This window comes from Mucilaginibacter sp. P4_A11 (assembly GCF_056402535.1).
The window spans coordinates 37,215-55,765 of the sequence record NZ_JBFUHE010000010.1; the positions used below are offsets into that span (position 1 = coordinate 37,215).

The following is an 18,551-nucleotide window of genomic DNA, read 5'->3' on the forward strand; positions in this document are numbered from 1 at the left end:
GTCCTAAATTAAAGTTTGTCTGCCAAAACAAAAAGGAAGCCGGCACCACGGCGCCAGCTCCTTAAGGTTTACGCATTGGTTATTAAAAACCTGCCTGGATCCCTAAGTTGATCACCCGTTGGTTAATGTATGCATCACCTGCTGTGTTGGTGGCAATCTCCGGATCCTGTTGGTATTTTTTGTAATTGTCAAACGTTAATAAATTATAAGCACTCATGTAAATACGGGCATTATTGATTTTGAACGGTAACAATTTAGTCGGCAACTGATAGCCGATATCAACCGTTTTTAAACGAACGTAATGCGCATTTACTAACCAATAATCAGAAAAATAAGCTGTAGGGCTATTTACCGAAGTTGGGTTGGTACCTAACCTTGGGAATGCAGCATTAACCGGGTTTTCGGGCGTCCAGCGTTCCTGGTGTATGGGCTGAAACTGGCTTTGGAACGGTTCGATACCTGTGCCGATAACGGCAAAACTATAATTGAACGATCCCTGCAAAAGCACGCTAACACTAAAGCCTTTGTAAACAGCTTGTAATGATAAGCCAAGAATAGTATTAGGCAGATTAGGATTACCGATAGCCCTTTTATCGAATACGTTAATAACCCCATCGCCGTTCAAATCCTGGTATTTCAGATCACCGGGTTGTAACGGAATCCCATTATCAGGGATCGCAACTGATTTACTTCCCGAATTGATGGCGGCAATATCTGCGGCGGTATAGTACCCCAAAAAGTGATAACCATATTGCTGCCCGATTGAATGACCTGTTTGGGCAAGCCATGGGTAAGCCGGTGTAGCTTCATCTTCATACAAGATCTTGTTTTTAGCATAGGAGAACACGAAGCCAACATTGTACTGTACCTTGCCAAGGGTGCTATGGTAGCTGATCTGCCCGTCGAGACCCTGATTGCGGGTTTTACCAATGTTTACCGCAGGTAAGCCAACGCCCAATATTTCGGGCACGCTACCAGGGGTAATCAGTTGGTTGTAGCGGATATCATGAAAATAATCGGCGGTGATGGAGATCTTATCGTTAAACAAGTTGGCATCCAAACCAATGTCGATCTTTTTAGCGCGTTCCCAAACTACAGTTGGGTTGCCCAATGAACCTTCGTATATGCTATTATAGCCTTGTGCAGTTTCGCCAAAATTGTAGCCGCCACCCTGGTTATAAACCTGGTTGTATACATAGCGGTTACCCGGCGCTGCATCCGAACCAACCAAACCKTAACTGCCTCTTATTTTTAACAGACTGAAAACCGGTAAAGCTTTTTMAAAAAACGACTCTTTAGCTATGTTGTATCCAAAGCTCACGGCCGGGAAAATACCGAAGCGGTGATTGGCCGCAAAACGGTCGGTACCATTATAGGCTACGTTAAAGTCGAACAGGATTTTTTGTTTAAAATCATAACCAACTTTACCCGATACGCCACGGAACTTTTGTGGTACACCAACCTGTGCCCCATCAAGCAGCGGGTATGTAAAATAGGTTTGTGAAGTTTGGTTGAACAACAACAAGCCCGAAAAATGATGCGAACCGCGGAACGTCCTATCATAGTTAGCGTAAAGCTGCACGTTGTAGTTGTTGGTACTGATATCAGTACTGCCTGTTAACGCATAAGTTTGGTACACATAGGTAGCACCGGGTCTTAATGAATATTGATCAGTAGTTGGATCGTAATGATAGGCCGGAATCCCGCCATTGAAGATCTGCTTGGTGAACTGCTCGATGCTTGAGTAAGCAACACGACCGGTTACCGAAAGTCCGTTGGTTAAATCGTCCAATCGTTGGGTTGCGCCGAAAAGTACGTTAAAATCGGTACGGCGCGAATGCTGATAACCGCCTGTTGCCAGTCTCGCGTTAAGTGTCGGCAGGTGATCGGGGTTAAACGATGAGTAGGCGTATGAATAACTCCCATTAGGGTTAAGATATGGCGCGGTAAAAGGCGTTTCCTTGGTGAAGTTGTACACTTCGCTCACGGCGTTCTGGTTATAAGGCTGGTTCAGATCGGAGAAGCGGGTGGTGATATCCAATCGTAAATCGAGCGTTTTGTTGGCTTTTAAATCGAGGTTTGAGCGAAAGTTGTAGCGTTTGAAATAGTAATTCGTGTTAACTAAACTTTGCGGATCCGCAAAATCACGTACTAAACCATTCTGGTTCAATGCACCGCCCGAAATGAAATATTTCACCCCGGTAGTACCGCCCGAAATATCAAGGTTGGCATTGGTTTGATAAGTGTATTTCTTGAAGATCTTATCGTACCAATCCACATTGGGGTGCCCGTATGGGTCGGACCCATTTTTAAAAAGATCGAGGTCCTGCTGGGTAAAGCTCTGCGGGATACCATCATTACGCTGAGCTTCATTAATAAGCACAGCAGTATTGTATGAATCTAAAAATTGCGGTGTTTTGGTTGGCTGCTGAATCCCGCTTTCAACACGCAGGTTTACTTTAGGTGTGCCAGCCTTACCGCGGCGGGTGGTAACCACCAATACACCGTTAGCACCTTTTATACCATAAATAGCCGTGGTTGAGGCGTCCTTTAGGATGGAGATACTTTCTATCTCATTTACGTTGATTTGCTGCAACTGATCATAGCTGTATTCTATATCATCCACAATAATAAGCGGCTGGTTCCCTGATGGGTTCAATGAGCTTACACCACGGATATAAAAATCTGATGCATCCTTACCCGGCTGACCGGAAGACTGCTGCGAAAAGAAACCAGGCAGTTTACCGGTTAAAGCATTTTGCACGTTGGCAGTTGGCACTGTACGGATCTCGCTGGCAGAGATAGAGCTTACAGCACCTGTGTTGGTGATACGTTTTCTTGTTCCATAGGCAACAACGGCAACCTCGTCCAAACCATTGGTATTAGTCTGTAATATAATGTCCATTTTACGCGATTCGGGTATCCGTAGCTCACGCGGGATGTAACCTATAAAACGTACCAAAACAGTGTTGGACTGCCCCCTGAGATTTAGGGTAAACTTGCCGCTTGCATCGGTTACTGCGCCATTATTAGGCATGCCTTTCTCTATAACCGATACCCCCGGTAATACCCCGGTTATATCGCGCACAGTACCTGTTACGATCCTGCTTTGCGCGAATGACACCGACGGGAGCAGGATCATTAATATCTGGAAGAAAAGTATTATTTTTCTCATAAAGCTTAATTTTTTGGGTTTAACTGACAGAGGTTTGAGACTACCATCCTGGATTTTGTTTCATATTAGGGTTCTTCAAAACCTCGTCATAAGGTATCGGGTACAGGTACATCTTAGGCAATTCAAATTTGGTGGTAAGCGCGTTAACTACATTGTAGGTAAGGCTGGAACCAATCTTTACAATGCTTATCCCCTTTTGTGGCTGGTTCATAACCGCACCGGCAATTTTCCAGCGGCGGATATCAAAGTAGCGGTTCTCTTCAAAGGCCATCTCTAAACGCCTTTCGTTTTGAATGATAGCGCGCATTTCATCTTTGGTCATGCCTGCTTTAAGGCCATAATTGCCTGAGCCGATATCAATCCCGGCTCTCCTCCTGATGCTGATCACAGCATTATAAACATCAGCGGTAGCCCCTGCCGACTCATTGAGTGCTTCGGCATAACCTAATACCACATCGGCGTAGCGCAGGATCTGCCAGTCGATAACATGAGCCGAGTAGGCGTTGGTATTTTCAAAATTGCCCATGAACTTGCGCATATAATAGCCTGTCTTGGTTTGCTGCAATGAGCCATTAGGTTTGCTGATGCCGCCTTCAAACAATTGCAGATCGGAGTTTAGCCACCTTGTACCGTTATAAAGCACCGTGTAGCTTAAGCGTGGATCACGATTTACGTAAGGGTTATCCGGGTTATAACCCGATGCAGGATCGGTAATGGCTAAACCACTTTTCATAGGATAGGCATCAACCAATTGCTGCGTTGGACTCGTTTGCCCCTTGCCTACTGCGCCGGTAAATCCAACCGGGCCGTTAGTGGTTTCAATTGATGATGAATTATCAGTTTGGCGGATAAATATATTTTCAGTGCTGTTTTGGGTCAGGAATACATCTTTAAAGCTGGGCAGCAACGAATAAGCATTCAAATCCATCACCGCTTTTTCTGCTGCAGCAGCCTGGGCCCACCTGTCGGCACTGAAATCGGTGTATCCTGTAAGCGGATTAGAGGCATCGATATTTTGCCCGTTAAATAACGGACTTGCCGCATACAGCAATACCTTAGCCTTTAAAGCCATTGCAGCTCCTTTGGTTGGGCGGTGATAATCGGCATTAGGGTTGCTCAGCGGCGCGGTCATCAGGGTGTCCTTAATAGCATCGCATTCGCTTACAATGTATTTAATGCAGTCGGCAAAGGAATTGCGCGGCAGGGACACATTATCGGTTATGGTAAATACTTTGTTGCCCAATAATGGCACGCCGCCGTAACGTTTCACCAATTCAAAGTAATACAACGCTCTTAAAAAACGGGCCTCGCCTTTCCATACGTATTTCATGGAGTAGCCGTTGTATTTAGCCATCACCGGCACCACATCAATATTGGTTACAAACTCGTTTGCCTTACGAATCCCTGCATAATAATAGGCCCAAAGGTTTTCATCACTGGGGATAGTATACGAGTTATAAGATGCCGTTGAAAGGATGGTAACTACATTTGATGCACCTGAAGCCGAAGACATGGCATCATCACTCGCTGCGTCAAGGTAATCACCGCCTACCCTGTTGTGGCCGTTTTGCAGTGCTGCATAAATCCCGTAAAGAAACATCTGGGCATTGGTACCCAACGAATCCTTTTTATCAAACACGTAGTTAATGGTCACCTTATCAACCGGAAACTGCTCATATTTTTTACACCCGGCCATTACGGTTAAGATGCCGGCGGCTGCTAAAATTATTTTGTTGAAACTCTTCATGATCGTAATATTTTTATGATGGCCAAAATCAAAGCTTAATGTTAACACCGGCATTTATTACCCTTTGAATTGGGTAAGCAGTGCCATAAACCTCCGGATCGAAATCTTTGTAGCCATACAGTGTATACAGGTTTTCCCCGTTCACAAATACCCTTAAACCTGATAACCTGAGCTTATGCGCCCACTCATAAGGCAGGCTATAACCTACCTCGGCGTTTTTAAGCCTTACATAATTACCTTTGCGCAGGTACAGCGTTGAGTTAGCAGTGTTGTTGGCGTTACCCAATGATAAGCGTGGAGCAGTAGCGGTAGCTGCCGTTTCGGGCGTCCAGCGGCCTAAGATGGTTTCGTAAGCCTGCCCGCTGTAAGTAAGACCAAGGAACCCCACACCAGCAAAACCGTTCACCTGCGAATTGTTGAACATCAGCTCACGATTGGCAACACCCTGTAATAAGAAGCTCAAACTAAAGCCCTTGTAATTAAAACCACTTGATAGTCCGTAGTACACCAGCGGACGGTTACCGCCTATGGCCGAAACATCGAACTGGTTGATAATATGATCGCCATTAAGGTCTTTGTATTTCACATCACCCGCCTGGGCTGTGTAGCCGGTAGTTGTGGCGCTGGTAGCTGCGTCCTGCGCATCTTTAAAATAACCTATAGCGGTATAACCATAAATAGCATTGGGCGAGCGACCAGTATGTCTTAGCCATGGATAAGGATAAGCCTCCTCATCGCTAAAAATGATTTTAGACGACTGGATAGATGCATTACCTGAAATAAAGTAATTGAAGTTTTGGATATGGTTTTGGTAAGTTAAAGTAAGCTCGCCTCCCTTGTAAAGGTTGACGCCCAAATTTTCGTAAGGGTAAGCAGTACCCAACAATGCGATGCTGTTGCCGCGCACCTGCAGCAGGTCATAATACCTGTCATAGTAATAATCACCCGTGATATTGAAATGGTTATTAAACAGGGAGATATCTGTACCTACATCCAGCTTGCGGGCTTTTTCCCAGCGGATATAAGGGTTAGCAAGCGTATTTTCATAAACTCCCTGTACAGGGCTTTTTGAGGTACCTGTGCTGTATGAATAGCCGTTTGTAGCACCGTAGGTTTGCAAAAAGTTGTAATAGCCGTAATTATCTACGTTGTTATTACCTGTTTTGCCATAGGTAGCGCGCCATTTCCAGGAGTTTATCCAACTGAAGTTATCTTTAATAAAATCCTCTTTACCCATTTGCCAGCCTATGCCACCTGCATAAAACAAACCATATTGGTTGCCCGGCGGGTAACGATTATATCCGCTGCTATTGGCAGCCGCCTCAATAAAGTATTTACCATCATAGTTATAACCCGCTTTTAAAGCACGGTTTGTTGTTACCTGCGAAAGGTCGTAGTTTAACACAACCGAACGCACATCATACAATGCCATGCCGGTGATATTGCTTTTGCCAAAAGTCCTGTCGTAATTAACCGATGCCTGGGCAAACGAGTAGCGTGCGCTTGATACAGTGCTGTATGAATTGTTTTGAGCACCCGATGAGCCTACTGCCGAATAAGAACTATCCGCGTTAAAGGAATAAGCATTGTTTTGCAGCGAGCGGTTTAGAAAACTTTGCGATGAGAAAGCGAGGTTACCCTTTGCCTTCGCCGATAAACCCGGAGTTACGCTGCTCAGGTTATAATTAAGATCGAGGTTAGCAAGCACGTCATTACTGTTGGTGCGCTGATAGCCCGAAAACTCAGTTTGCGAAAGCAGGTTATTGGTATAAGTTGTTGTACCGCCAAATGAATTGTTTGGGTTGTAAAGCGGATAGGCATTATTCGGCAAGCTATAAAGCGTGCTCAATATGTTTCCATACCCTGCTCCCGGCTGTGTGCTTTGCTGGATCCGGCCAAACAATTGCAGGTCGACAGTGAATTTTTTGGTTACATTAACCGCCAGATCGGAGTTGATGATGTAACGGTTAAGATCATTATTGGTATTGTATGGCACAGACGACGCCGTTTTGAACATCCCCGCCTGGTCAAGATAGTTTAACGAAATACTGTATCGCGCTACCTGGGTACCGCCGTTAACGTTAAGCTTATAACTGGTCATGGGGGAGTTATCGCGTAAGATGGTTTTAAACCAGTTAACATCCGGATGCCTTATGGGGTCGGTATGGTTACGGTAGGCATTAAAGTCGGCGGCGCTGTAAAGAGCAGGTTTGCCGTCATTCTGTAATGCTTCGTTATACAAATAAGCGTATTGATAAGCAGGCAGCGGGTTGGGTAAACCCAAAGGCTGCTGAATCCCGCTTTGTGCTGTGAATGAAATATGCGGCGTACCTGGCTGCCCACGTTTAGTGGTGATTAATAAAGTACCGCGTGAGCTATTGATCCCCAGCATAATATTTGAAAGTGCATCCTTTAAAACCGAAACCGATTCGATACTTTCCGGATCAAGTGATGCTATCTCACGCTGAACACCATCAATAATAGTTATAGGCGCTTGTCCCCGTAAAAAAAGCCCAAACTCGCTATTATCATTAGCAGAATAGTTATTATGCTGTACTACCGCCCCGATAAAATCATTTACAGTTTGCACGCCGGTTTGCGGTGCGGCAAAGCCACTGTATTGCTGAGTATATAAGCCGGGGAGTTGTCCGGGTAAGGCGTAGGTATATAAAGTTGAAGGCGTAGTAGTAAGCTGGTTAGTATAAATAGTTGATATTGCCCCTACATTTTTTGATGTGCTGATGGTATCATAAAGCGCATTGATAGTTTTGGGCGCTTTTATATAAGTATCAAGGAGCCTTACCGTTAATTTAGCCGCATTTCGTACGGTGACTTCACGGGCATTATAATTTGCGGCGGTAAAAACCAATGCATCGCCCTTAGCGGCATTAATGGCAAACGCGCCATCTTTGCCGGTAGTTAACACAGCATTTTTCCCTTTATTGATTACCTTAACGCCTTGCAGCGGATTACCGTACTCATCAAGTACAATACCGCTCACCTGGCCGGGGCGTGCAGGCGCCTCCCTGGTAGTATCCTGCTGTACAGATGCATAACTGGTTTTGGCCAGCAGCAACAGCAACAGCGTGATACCTGTTAAGCATTTCTTTATGTAGCAATAAGCCATATTTTTTAGGTTTAAAATTGTTGGCAAAAGATTTAAATATCGTTTTAGCAAATACAGATTTATTAATTGCATCTGCCGTTTAGTTTATTTACTGGTTAACCGCATTTAAATGTATAGGTGAACGGGGCATCTGTATTACCATAGCCAACTTTCTTTTTACCTGTTTTATCGGTAAGGAAGTACTCCATTCTTGTAATGGTTTGTGCATCTCCCGCATTAAAGAATGATCTTGGCCAAAACGTGAGCTGATATTTTTTACTGGTGGCCGTAGTTTGTTTCAGCAGCGTTTTAGTGGTTTGCTCACAAACGTTTATCGTTTTGCCATCGCTTGTATAGGCCGTTGCGCACAGGTAAACTTCACTCTCGCCTTTTAAATCAGTATCGGCAACTGTACCATCAAAGGTTAAGGTCACAAAATCGTTATCCAATGACTTCGGCGGGTCGATAGTGGTAAGTTGTGGATTACAAAAGTCAACCAGGTCGCCGTTACCGCCGGTTACCTCAAAACAATTACTACCAAGCAGCGCGCTATAATAAGTACCGTTACCATCACTCGTAAAACCGTTGCCGCTGTCGGTGATGGTATAACCCAGTTTTACCAGCATGTTGTTATTATCGGCACCAACTTTTATTTTGACGTTAAGGTCAACAATGAACTCTACCCCGCCGGTATGGCTGTAGGCCTTATCCGTTTGATAGGCAACCCATTCCATATCGTCGATAAGGTTGCCGCCGTTGCCTAATGTTTTCTTCATATAGGCCGGCCAGTTAAGTCCACCGCCATTTTTGGGTAAAGTACCATCAGGTACCAGGGACATGGTTCCGTTACCCTGTTTACTGGTATAATTTATAGTGGTATTTTGCGCAGCTTTCCAGCCTTTAGGTACTAAAAAGCCAAAAATGAGGTAATCCGGACCGCCATCGCCTACTGTAGGGATATCGCAGTGAACAGTTATCGGCACAACCGAACCTACGGTAGCTGTAGCAGGCTGATCAACACTGGTTATTTGCTCACCGCAGCAGGCCAAAGCAATACCCAGCACCACCAAAGCACACAGCTTCCATAAATTTTTACCTTTTATATGTAGTAAATATGATCTCATAATTTATCTGTTGCTTTTGGTTTATTAATTGGCTTTTTCAAGCACGTATACATAGCTGTTATTGGTGCAACCGGGACTGAATGTTATGCTAAGCTGCCTTTTGCCATTTACTATGGGATAAGTAAAAGCGGTTGAAACCGGTTTATCGCCCGTGGCAGTAAAAGTGATCTTAAAGGGATACTGTGGGTCATCCAATGCAAAAGCTCCGTCTTTGTTAACCAGGAAGGGCAGCTTGTTCACCAGCGTATAACCTTTATCGGTAAAGTTGATCCTGAACTGGCTGAAATCAATAATAGAGGTTAAGTCGGTACCGTTACGGGTAGCTTTAATTACCCGCCAGTTACCTTTAATATCTTTAGGAGCCTCGCTTCCGGGTACTATTTTTTCGGTTTTACATGATGATACTGCTAATGTTAAGACAGCCACAAGCACCAGGTAAAACCGTTTTGCTTTGTAATTATATTTCATATCAATATTATTTAATGTCAATAATTAATAGCCCGGGTTCTGGATTAGTTCAGGCGATTTAGCTACTTCGCTTTGCGGGAAAGGCCACAGGTACATCGCTTTACGGAAATTGCGTTTGCGCACATCAAACTGTTTGTATGCTACGGTAGCACCGTCACGATCAACTTCCATACCTTTAGTAGTTATGTTGTCGGTTTGATCGGCAATTTTCCAGCGGCGCACATCCCAGAAACGGTGTTCTTCAAAAGCAAGTTCAATGCGCCGCTCGTTTTGGATAGCCGCACGCATTTCGGCCTGGTTCAATCCTGTCGGTAACTGGTACGGATTTAAACCGGCCCTTTGCCTTATTAATTCCACAGCATTGTAAACCTGCGTGGTTGGCCCTTCAAATTCATTAGCCGCTTCAGCATAGTTCAGCAGGATCTCGGCATAACGGATCAGCGGAAGGCAACGGGCTGTGCGGTGCATAAAATCATTAGCTACAGCACCCGGATCAAGCATTTTATTGGTGTAGTATCCTGTAGTGGTGCCAACATGCACAGCATCGGGTCCTGTGGTATTTCCGTTGTATTTGCCGACAAAAATATTGATAGGCGATGTGCCTGATGAAAGCCTGATTTGTAAAGGCGTTTGGTCATGGATGATACTGTAGTTCAAACGCGGATCCCGGTTTGCATATGGATCATTGGGGTTATAGGTTGATGTTGGATCGGTTATCGCTTTCCCATTGCTCATCGGGAAAGCATCAACCAGGCCCTGTAAAGGAAACGCGCCGTTTTTACCGGTACGTGTTGGTGGTTGCCATAAGTTCTCCAGATCCACGTTGTCGGTTGGGCGCATGAGCTGAAAAATATATTCAGTATTTACACGCTTGGTAAACAGCTTTTGAAAACCGAAGCCAGCAGCCGTAGTATTGTCTACATTTAAACTGTACATCCCCGTTGAGATAACCGCGGCAGCAGCCTGTTCAGCCAATTGCCAGCGTTTAGGGTCGTTATCAGGATAGCCTGCCAATCCAACCGTTTTGTCTTCACCTATAGACTTACCATTAAAAAGTGGGCTTGCAGCATACAATAATACTCTTGACTTTAAAGCAAGGCAAGCCCCCTTTGAAGCCCGGCCATAATTTACCCCCGATTGTACAGTCGGCAGGTCCTGCCCGGCCACATCACATTCGGTGAGGATATAATTTACGCAATCGGCATAGGTATTACGGGCAGCGGGGATCTTATCGGTATAGGTGTAAATGCTATCGCCAAGCAAATGCACGCCGCCATAGTGTTTTACCAGTATGGAATAGTACCAGGCACGTAAAAAACGCGCCTCGGCCTTCATTTGTGTTTTGACAAAGGTGTTGATAGGCGCTTTGGGCAAGTTTTTGAGCAACTGGTTTACCGACCGGATATTAGTATAACACGTTTTATACGCATCGTCGGTAACTACCGCAGCATTGATGGTGCCGGTTTCAAATGCCAAAGCAGTTGAACCGGCCGACGCCGATACCTCGGCTTCATCGGATGCAGCATCGATACCCCCGTTAGGTGTGGGTGAAAGTATTGGCCCGTAAGTAAACCTGCCCGCCGCAGCGCTAAAACCAACATTACTATAAATGCCGGCTAAAAATGATACAGTGTTGGCACTATCGGTGAACACGGTGCCCTCGGTTAGGTTTGATGTTTGTGTTTGCCCCAGGAAGCCATCCTTTTTACACGAGGTAAAAAACAGAAAGCCCCCCAAAACCGAATAAGCAAGAACCTTGAAGTAAAGTTTTTTCATACTATAGGGTTAGTTAACATCACGCTTCGACAGAAGAAGAAATATAAAATCGTTTTAGCAATTCTATATTTTAAACTGTGTAAGCTAAAGTTTAAAACTATTTGTTAATTGGTTTATAATTCAGATGTTGAAATCTGACACTAATATACTTTATAAAAACGATTTAGCAAATTTTTTGTGCTATTTTTTTATATTTTTCAAAATCGCAATTTCTTAGCTTAAATTTTAACAATTACAACATTTACAATCGGTTGAAAATGTTGTAATTGCTATTATAAATATACTCTCTATTTTACTCCGGCAAAAAAACGACTGAAAAACAACGCCTGGTAGTTGATGGAATTGCCCCAAAACTCCCAGGTATGCGCTCCCGGCCTTACTGTATAATCATGCGGCACTTTGCGCTCAAGCAGTTTTTCGTGCAGTTCCTGGTTTGCCTGGTAAAGAAAATCATCATAACCAACATCAAATGTAATGGCAAGCGAGTTTGGCTTTAAAAGGTATATGAGATTTACCACACTGTTTTGCTCCCATCTGGCAGGATGTTCACTGTATTTACCCAGCACGCGTTCTATGCCAAAACTATCAGGAAAAGGTCTGATATCAACCGCACCGCTCATACTGCCGGCCGCGCCAAATTTATCTAAATGCTTAAAAGCCAAAAACAAAGCGCCGTGACCGCCCATACTTAGCCCGGTTATAGCCCTCCCCTTTCGGTCGGTTATGGTTGAATAATGTTTGTCAACCCAATTTACCAGCTCTGTACCTACATAGGTTTCATATTGCGAGTCCTTAATGATTGGGCTGTCAAAATACCAGCCTGCAAAATCGCCATCGGCACAAACTATAATAAAATGATAAGTATCTGCCAGGCCGGCAACGGCGGGAACTTTTTTGATCCAATCGCTGTAATTACCGCTGAAGCCGTGCAACAGGTAAAGTACTGGGAACTTTTTGGTATTTGAATAATCGGTAGGCTTGATTACCACCGCCTTAATATCCTTGTTCATTGCGGCACTGTGGGTTAGCACCGTATCAACCGTTGCTGCAGCGGCTTTGAAACTGCAGGCAGCAAGGCCAATAAATAACGGAATAAAGAATAACTTTTTAATATCCATTTGTATATAGTGATTTTATTTTGAGGCAATGATGGTAATGCGATGATTTTGAGGCTTGTTTATCGCATAGATTTGATCAGTTAGTACGTCCATTTCTTTTTGCCATGCATCACGCAGGCTTTTGTAACGGGCACGGGTATAATTGTCCTTATTGCCGTTAACAAAAATGTCCTTTTTGGCATATTTACTTATGGTATCCATAGCCGCATTGGTATCATGAAACAAAAGACCTTTACCTTTTAAAAAGTCAAATTGCATCCAAACATACATGCGGATGCGCCGCTCAATGTCCCAGCGCTCTTCGTTCAGTTCCCTGATCTGGATGGCTTGCTGGTATTGTGGTGTGATAGTGATTTCGGCCAGGTTAATACCTGTGCTTAATTGCTCAGCCGACCAGTTACCCATTTTTTCGCCATCGATAAGCACGTCATAATTGGCGGTTTTTAAACCTTTAACGGCAAGCAGCTCCTGATTCATTTCTTTAGTAAAAGGTATGATCTTAAGTGCGTCTGCTTGTTTTTTCCTGTTTCCCCAGCTACGCGGAATGGTATCAATAGGATAAGGCAATGAACTGGCAAGGTAATTGAACGATACCGAATCGGTGGAAGATACCACATTGGTTATCTTACAATTAACTGCTTTAATAGCCTTTTTACTTTTAGCATCAATCGCTACATCAGCTACTACTTTGTTGCTGAAACCCTGGGCTTTTAAGAAAAGATAGGCCATTACCAGGTGTCCGTCATTATCTGGGTGTACCCTGTCATTAGGCGTTAAGCTGAAAGTCGAATCTTTGGCTTGCTCACGCAGGTTGATCTCTGTCATAGGGTGGAAAAAATCAACATAGCCCCAATTATTCCTTTTAGCGGCATTACGCTGAAAATCTATTACTTTTGAAAAAGCAGCGCTTTTTTTAGGATAGATATTTTTGGTAGTGAACTTACTGGTTTCGTCATAAGGTGAACCAAGGATAAAGATCTTGCGGATCTCCGGGCGTTGTTTCAGTTTGTTTTCCAGCAGCGCGTAATTATCATATGAACCTTGGATCCTTTTATCCATAAATTCCTGTGCATCGGCACGGTACCACTCAAAATACCCAGTATCGTTCATTCCCCAGGTAAGGGTTAAAACATTTGGCTTTTTGCTGAACACATCATCTTCAAAACGATCATTGATCTGCCCTACTACGTCGCCGCCTATGCCTGCGTTAAAGCAGGTTATCCGCATATTGGGGAAACGGGTCATGTAATACAGCCAGATGTACGAGTGGTAATGGCCTCCGTCGGTAATGCTGTTACCAACAAAAACTACCCTGTCGCCGGCGTGAAATGGCGCTATGCTTTGGGCAATTACTGCTCCACGCGTTGCTATCAGTACTAATAATAAAATCAACTTTTTCATTAACTGTTAATTATAATGTGTTCAGCAAAAAATAAATTCAATTTATAGGCTTTATAATAAAATCGATTTAGCAAATCAGGATTAAAAAGCGCAGCCATTTTTATCATCTTAAATATAATATCAGATTCCCCAGTTTTTATTTGGCGTAGCCCCCATGCTCAGCTCAAGTGTACCACCTGCAGTGATATCTTTATAGTCGATATAGCATTTGTTATAGGTTTTACCATTAAGCTTCGCTCCTTGTATATAAATGTTTTTCGCCGAATTGTTGTTGGCGATGATAGTAAATGCTTTGCCCTTTGCGTATTTAGGATCAAGCTTTAGCGTTACCTTATTAAATACAGGGCTGGTGATCTCCTGCCTCGTATCGCCGGGGCAAACAGGATGTAAACCGCTGGCTGCCAAAACATACCAGGCAGACATCTGTCCTACATCTTCATTACCAACCAAACCCTCAACAGAGTTTTTATAAGCGCGGCGGCAGATCTCGCGAGTCCATTTTTGGGTAAGCCAAGGTGCGCCAAGGCGGTTGTACAGGAAGGGTACATGGTGTACAGGCTCGTTGGAGTGATTATAATAATCGTTCCACATCATGTTATCGGGCGTTTTCTCAAAAAGGTTATTCAAATCGGCAATTACTTTTTCACGGCCACCCATCAGTTTGGCCATACCATCCACATCCTGTGGCACAAACCAACCCTGCTGATAAGGATTACTCTCAATACAGCCATACCATTGTTTAATGCGCCCCTCTGCAGGCCATGGCAACCAGGTTCCTGTGCTATCCTTTGGTCTGAACCAGCCCTTATCTGTATCAAAAATATTTTTAAAGGCCTCACCCCTTTCGCCGTATTTTTTCGCATCACCTGCTTTATTAAGCCCTTTTGCAAGCTGAGCAACGCACCAATCGTTATAAGCATATTCAAGGGTATAGCTGATGCTTGTGTTACCGGGAGTAAAACCTTTATCACCATTACCAAATTTCTCAACTGTACCCACGGCTAATTTGTAGGCATTGGGTACGTTATAGTTACGAATGCCTTTAGCATAAGCATCGGCCATGACAGCTACTGCCGGGTTGCCAAGCATACAGCCACTATAGGCATTCAACAATTCCCAACGCTCCAGGTAATCTTTCTTTTTTTCATCGGCAAGCGTTACCAACGAGTTAACCAGGTCATTTACCAACGATGGGTTAATGATAGTTTGTAAAGGCATCTGGCTCCTGAAAACATCCCATCCACTAAAAATGGTACGTTTTTTAAACGTTGCGGTATGATGTACTTTGCCATCGCCGCCCATATATTGCCCGGTAACATCGCTCACTATTCGCGGATCGATCATAGTATGATACAAGGCTGTATAAAACACCGTCTTTTGCTCGGCCGTGCCGCCCTGGATACTTACTTTTGATAAAGCGTTGTTCCATAAGTTAACAGTCCGTTGGTGTACTGCGTCGAAATTCCAATCTTTAATTTCCGCCTGTAAGTTGGCTTTAGCACCGGCTACGCTCACAAATGAAATTCCTGATTTAAGCAATACCTGTTCGTTGGTTTTAGTAGCAAATTCTGTGTAAAAACCGAGATGCTTACCTTGTTTATCCTTTATTCCCTTAAGTATCTCTGCATGGGCTACACGCTCCTGATATTTGTCGCTGGTTACATCATCCAGCTTGCGGCTCCAGTCATCGGGTATGTCGGCACTCCAAATGCCATAGTTTTTTAATGGCTTGCTGAATTGCGCATAGAAATATACAGTATAATCAGCCTTACCATCACCGTTACCCCAACCACCACCGTCAGGCGTACATTTCATAAAGCCCTCAATAGTATGATCATCAACTACTTTTACATATTGGAGCGTTGATGTTCCCCCTACCCTTCGGGCCAGATCTATCTGGATGCGTGATTGTTTATTTTGAGGGAAAGTGAAACGTAGCATACCGCTGTGCGGTGCTGCTGCAGCTTCGGCTTTGATATTGTTATCGGTTAACTGAACGCTATAATACCCGGCCGATGCTTTTTCACTGCTTTTATCGTAAGCAGAACGATATCCCACACCAGTGGTTCCTATTTTACCGGCGCTTGTTTTGAGCATGCCGGCGGTTGGCATCACTAAAAAGTTCCCCAAATCGCCGTACCAGCCTATTCCACTCATTTGGGTAAACGCAAAACCTTCAATACTTGTATGCTCATAGCTATAGCCAGAACCATTATCGCCTCCTGTTATGGTATTAGGACTTAATTGCACCAACCCATATGGTGTGGCAGCCCCCGGAAAAGTTTTGCCCAGGCCGTGATAAACACCTGCCCCATCGGCACTCGTACTGGCGCCGATAAATGGATTAACATAGGAAGCCGCGTTTTGCGCTTTCAGCATAGTTGCCGAACCAAGCGAAAGGCCCGCAGCAAATAAGGCTATGATACATTTTTTGTAGGCTGGTAACGTAGTTATGCTCATAATGGTAGTACCGGTTTTATTGTTTAAGATCCTGAAGGCCGAAACTGTGATTTATTATCGACAAAAAGCTTCATTTATCGTAAGTTTTTTATCACAGACAGACTTCAAAATTTAAAAATTGACTGGTATTGGTTAATTGGTTATTACACGACCAAATTATATAATAAAATCGATTTAGCAAATTTTTGTTAATTTTATTTTTTCAGACTAAAAGATCATCTAATGTATGTATTGCCAATGCCTCCGTAGCTACAACCATTTGCTAAACCAATCCAGTGTCATTTTGAAATGTTCCGGCGTAGAAGTATGGAAAAGTTTTGGCGTTACATCGCGCATAAGCTTGTCGGTCGCATTTTTTGATCTGTAGGTTTGTGTGGCCAAAGCATAGGCTATATTTGCGCCTGGCAGTGGGCAATTGGGGTCATTTTCTGTACCTAAAATCAACATTCCACGCGGTGCCATTAATCGCAACATTGACGGGCAGTCGAACTCGCCGGTAATATTAGGGAGTAATTTATCCCATACCGCTTTTACATTACGCTTGTTTAAGGAAGAATCGCCAAGGTCTTTAGCTGCCTGCAGATGCGCGGCTTGAATAGTTCCTACGCGGCCTTGCCATTTATCGTTATCTAATGACCATTTGAAACTTTGTACCGAAATATCCAGCACAATTACTTTTATCCGTTTATCCACCGATGCGGCAAGCCATGTTTCAATCCCTCCCATGGATATGCCGCCCATGCCAATTCGGTTGGCGTCTACATCGGGCCTGGTTGACAGGTAATCGGTTACCCGCCAAAGATCAAAGGCTGTATCAAACAAAAAGGGGTGCGTTTGGTGGGCCTTATCCTTATTTTCCCAGGCGGCAGTAGCTGCAGCTACATATTCCGTTGAGCCATGTGCGCCTCCGGCTATGCGCTCGCCGTGAAAGCGGGCATCAATAGCTACGCCGATGATCCCTCGTTTAACCAATTGGTACATTATCTTTTTGTTGTCTTCTTTTTTACCACCCGTGCCATGTAAAAAAATCACCGCAGGATATGATTGGGCCCCCGTAACAGGTTTGTAAATCAGGATGGGAACCCGTTCATTCTTTTCGCTATAAATAAACCCCTGTTCTATAATAACTGAATCTGTTTTAGTTACCGTAAAAGACGGATTTAAGGCAACACGAGGCCTTTCCAGCAGCTTTTTAAAATCGGTTGCAACCGTTTCAATGGGAGGATAATTTATTTGTTGTGCAAATGAAATCAGCGAACACAGCAATAACACAACGACTACGCAAAGCACCTTGGTTTTAGACAACATCATACGATTGATTTATTGGTACAATTTATAAAACATGCCGTTTATTGCATGTAACAATACTGACATGCAATATCACAATTTTGATATTGTCGGGTGTTATTGGCAGTTGACAAACGCCGTCTGTTCTGTTATTGATCATAAAACTTGTGGAATAATTTGAGCGACATTTTCTATATTTATGTGTCGTTTCTGTTTTACCTGTAATAGCTTCATTCCCCTAATTAATGAACTATGGACCTGCTTCAGTACATCAATTCCAAGATCAACTTAAATGCAGAAGAATGCGCTGCAATCAACGCTGCTTTCAAAAAGGAATTTTATCCAAAAGGCACCTGCCTCGTACAACCGGATAACCGATCGCCCAAAGTTTATTTTATTGAAGAAGGCCTGGTCAGGTTGTACTATATCAACCAGGAAGGAAAGGATATTACACATTTCTTCTTTGCTGAAAACAACTTTACCATGTCTGTAGAGAGTGTTTATTTTAACAACGCAGATCCTTACGGCCGGGAGATTTTAGAAGATTCGACGTTTCGAATAATCCACTTTAAGGAGTTTACCGACCTGTTTGAGAAGATTGCACCATTTAAGACTTTCTGTTTCCTGGTGGCAATGGAAACACTTAAACGGTTTTCGGACAGGCTTTTCTCGCTACAATTTCAAACGGCAGAACAGCGTTACAAAAACTTTACAGAGCACTACCCTAATATTTTATTGCGGGCCCCGCTCGGGGATATAGCCTCCTACCTGGGTATCACCCAGCAAACATTGAGTGTTATCAGAGGAAAAAAATAATTTCGTGCCAATTTCATTTTTTAAGATAGATTAAAAACACCCTCGCGTTGCTTCCCGTGCTTTGCATTATCAA

The 18,551-nt window shown here is 43.8% G+C and carries 11 protein-coding genes; 1 reads left to right on the forward strand and 10 read right to left on the reverse strand.

Translation table 11 applies throughout. The features are described from left to right. Positions 1-82: 82 nt before the first annotated feature. The 10 genes from AC1DUD_RS19290 to AC1DUD_RS19335 all read right to left on the reverse strand — a co-directional run bounded on the left by AC1DUD_RS19290 (position 83) and on the right by AC1DUD_RS19335 (position 17,686). A complete protein-coding gene (locus tag AC1DUD_RS19290; protein WP_477377311.1) occupies positions 83-3,175 on the reverse strand; it encodes a SusC/RagA family TonB-linked outer membrane protein in 3,093 nt (1,030 codons plus the stop codon). A 40-nt stretch (positions 3,176-3,215) separates the two neighbouring features. Further along, positions 3,216-4,922, reverse strand: a complete 1,707-nt coding sequence (locus AC1DUD_RS19295) for a RagB/SusD family nutrient uptake outer membrane protein (protein WP_477377313.1) — start codon at positions 4,920-4,922, stop codon at positions 3,216-3,218. Between the two features lie 28 nt (positions 4,923-4,950). Then, positions 4,951-8,049 (reverse strand): SusC/RagA family TonB-linked outer membrane protein, encoded by a 3,099-nt coding sequence (locus AC1DUD_RS19300; RefSeq protein WP_477377315.1) that lies wholly within the window; start codon positions 8,047-8,049, stop codon positions 4,951-4,953. A gap of 95 nt (positions 8,050-8,144) precedes the next feature. Next, a complete protein-coding gene (locus tag AC1DUD_RS19305) occupies positions 8,145-9,152 on the reverse strand; it encodes a DUF4961 domain-containing protein (protein WP_477377317.1) in 1,008 nt (335 codons plus the stop codon). Between the two features lie 24 nt (positions 9,153-9,176). After that, positions 9,177-9,620 carry a DUF5004 domain-containing protein gene (locus AC1DUD_RS19310; RefSeq protein ID WP_477377319.1) on the reverse strand — a complete coding sequence of 148 codons (444 nt, stop codon included), beginning with the start codon at positions 9,618-9,620 and terminating at the stop codon, positions 9,177-9,179. A 24-nt stretch (positions 9,621-9,644) separates the two neighbouring features. Then, positions 9,645-11,396, reverse strand: a complete 1,752-nt coding sequence (locus AC1DUD_RS19315) for a RagB/SusD family nutrient uptake outer membrane protein (protein ID WP_477377321.1) — start codon at positions 11,394-11,396, stop codon at positions 9,645-9,647. A 287-nt stretch (positions 11,397-11,683) separates the two neighbouring features. Continuing rightward, complete coding sequence (locus tag AC1DUD_RS19320; protein ID WP_477377323.1) at positions 11,684-12,514, reverse strand: alpha/beta hydrolase; 831 nt, start codon at positions 12,512-12,514, stop codon at positions 11,684-11,686. 15 nt (positions 12,515-12,529) lie between these two features. Next, positions 12,530-13,915, reverse strand: a complete 1,386-nt coding sequence (locus tag AC1DUD_RS19325; RefSeq protein WP_477377325.1) for an SGNH/GDSL hydrolase family protein — start codon at positions 13,913-13,915, stop codon at positions 12,530-12,532. A gap of 120 nt (positions 13,916-14,035) precedes the next feature. Continuing rightward, on the reverse strand, positions 14,036-16,375 hold the full coding sequence (locus tag AC1DUD_RS19330) for a GH92 family glycosyl hydrolase (protein ID WP_477377327.1): 2,340 nt from the start codon (positions 16,373-16,375) through the stop codon (positions 14,036-14,038). Between the two features lie 249 nt (positions 16,376-16,624). Continuing rightward, positions 16,625-17,686 (reverse strand): acetylxylan esterase, encoded by a 1,062-nt coding sequence (locus tag AC1DUD_RS19335; protein WP_477377329.1) that lies wholly within the window; start codon positions 17,684-17,686, stop codon positions 16,625-16,627. A gap of 228 nt (positions 17,687-17,914) precedes the next feature. Between AC1DUD_RS19335 and AC1DUD_RS19340 the strand changes: the two genes are divergently transcribed. After that, complete coding sequence (locus AC1DUD_RS19340; protein WP_477377331.1) at positions 17,915-18,478, forward strand: Crp/Fnr family transcriptional regulator; 564 nt, start codon at positions 17,915-17,917, stop codon at positions 18,476-18,478. The last annotated feature ends 73 nt before the right edge of the window (positions 18,479-18,551 follow it).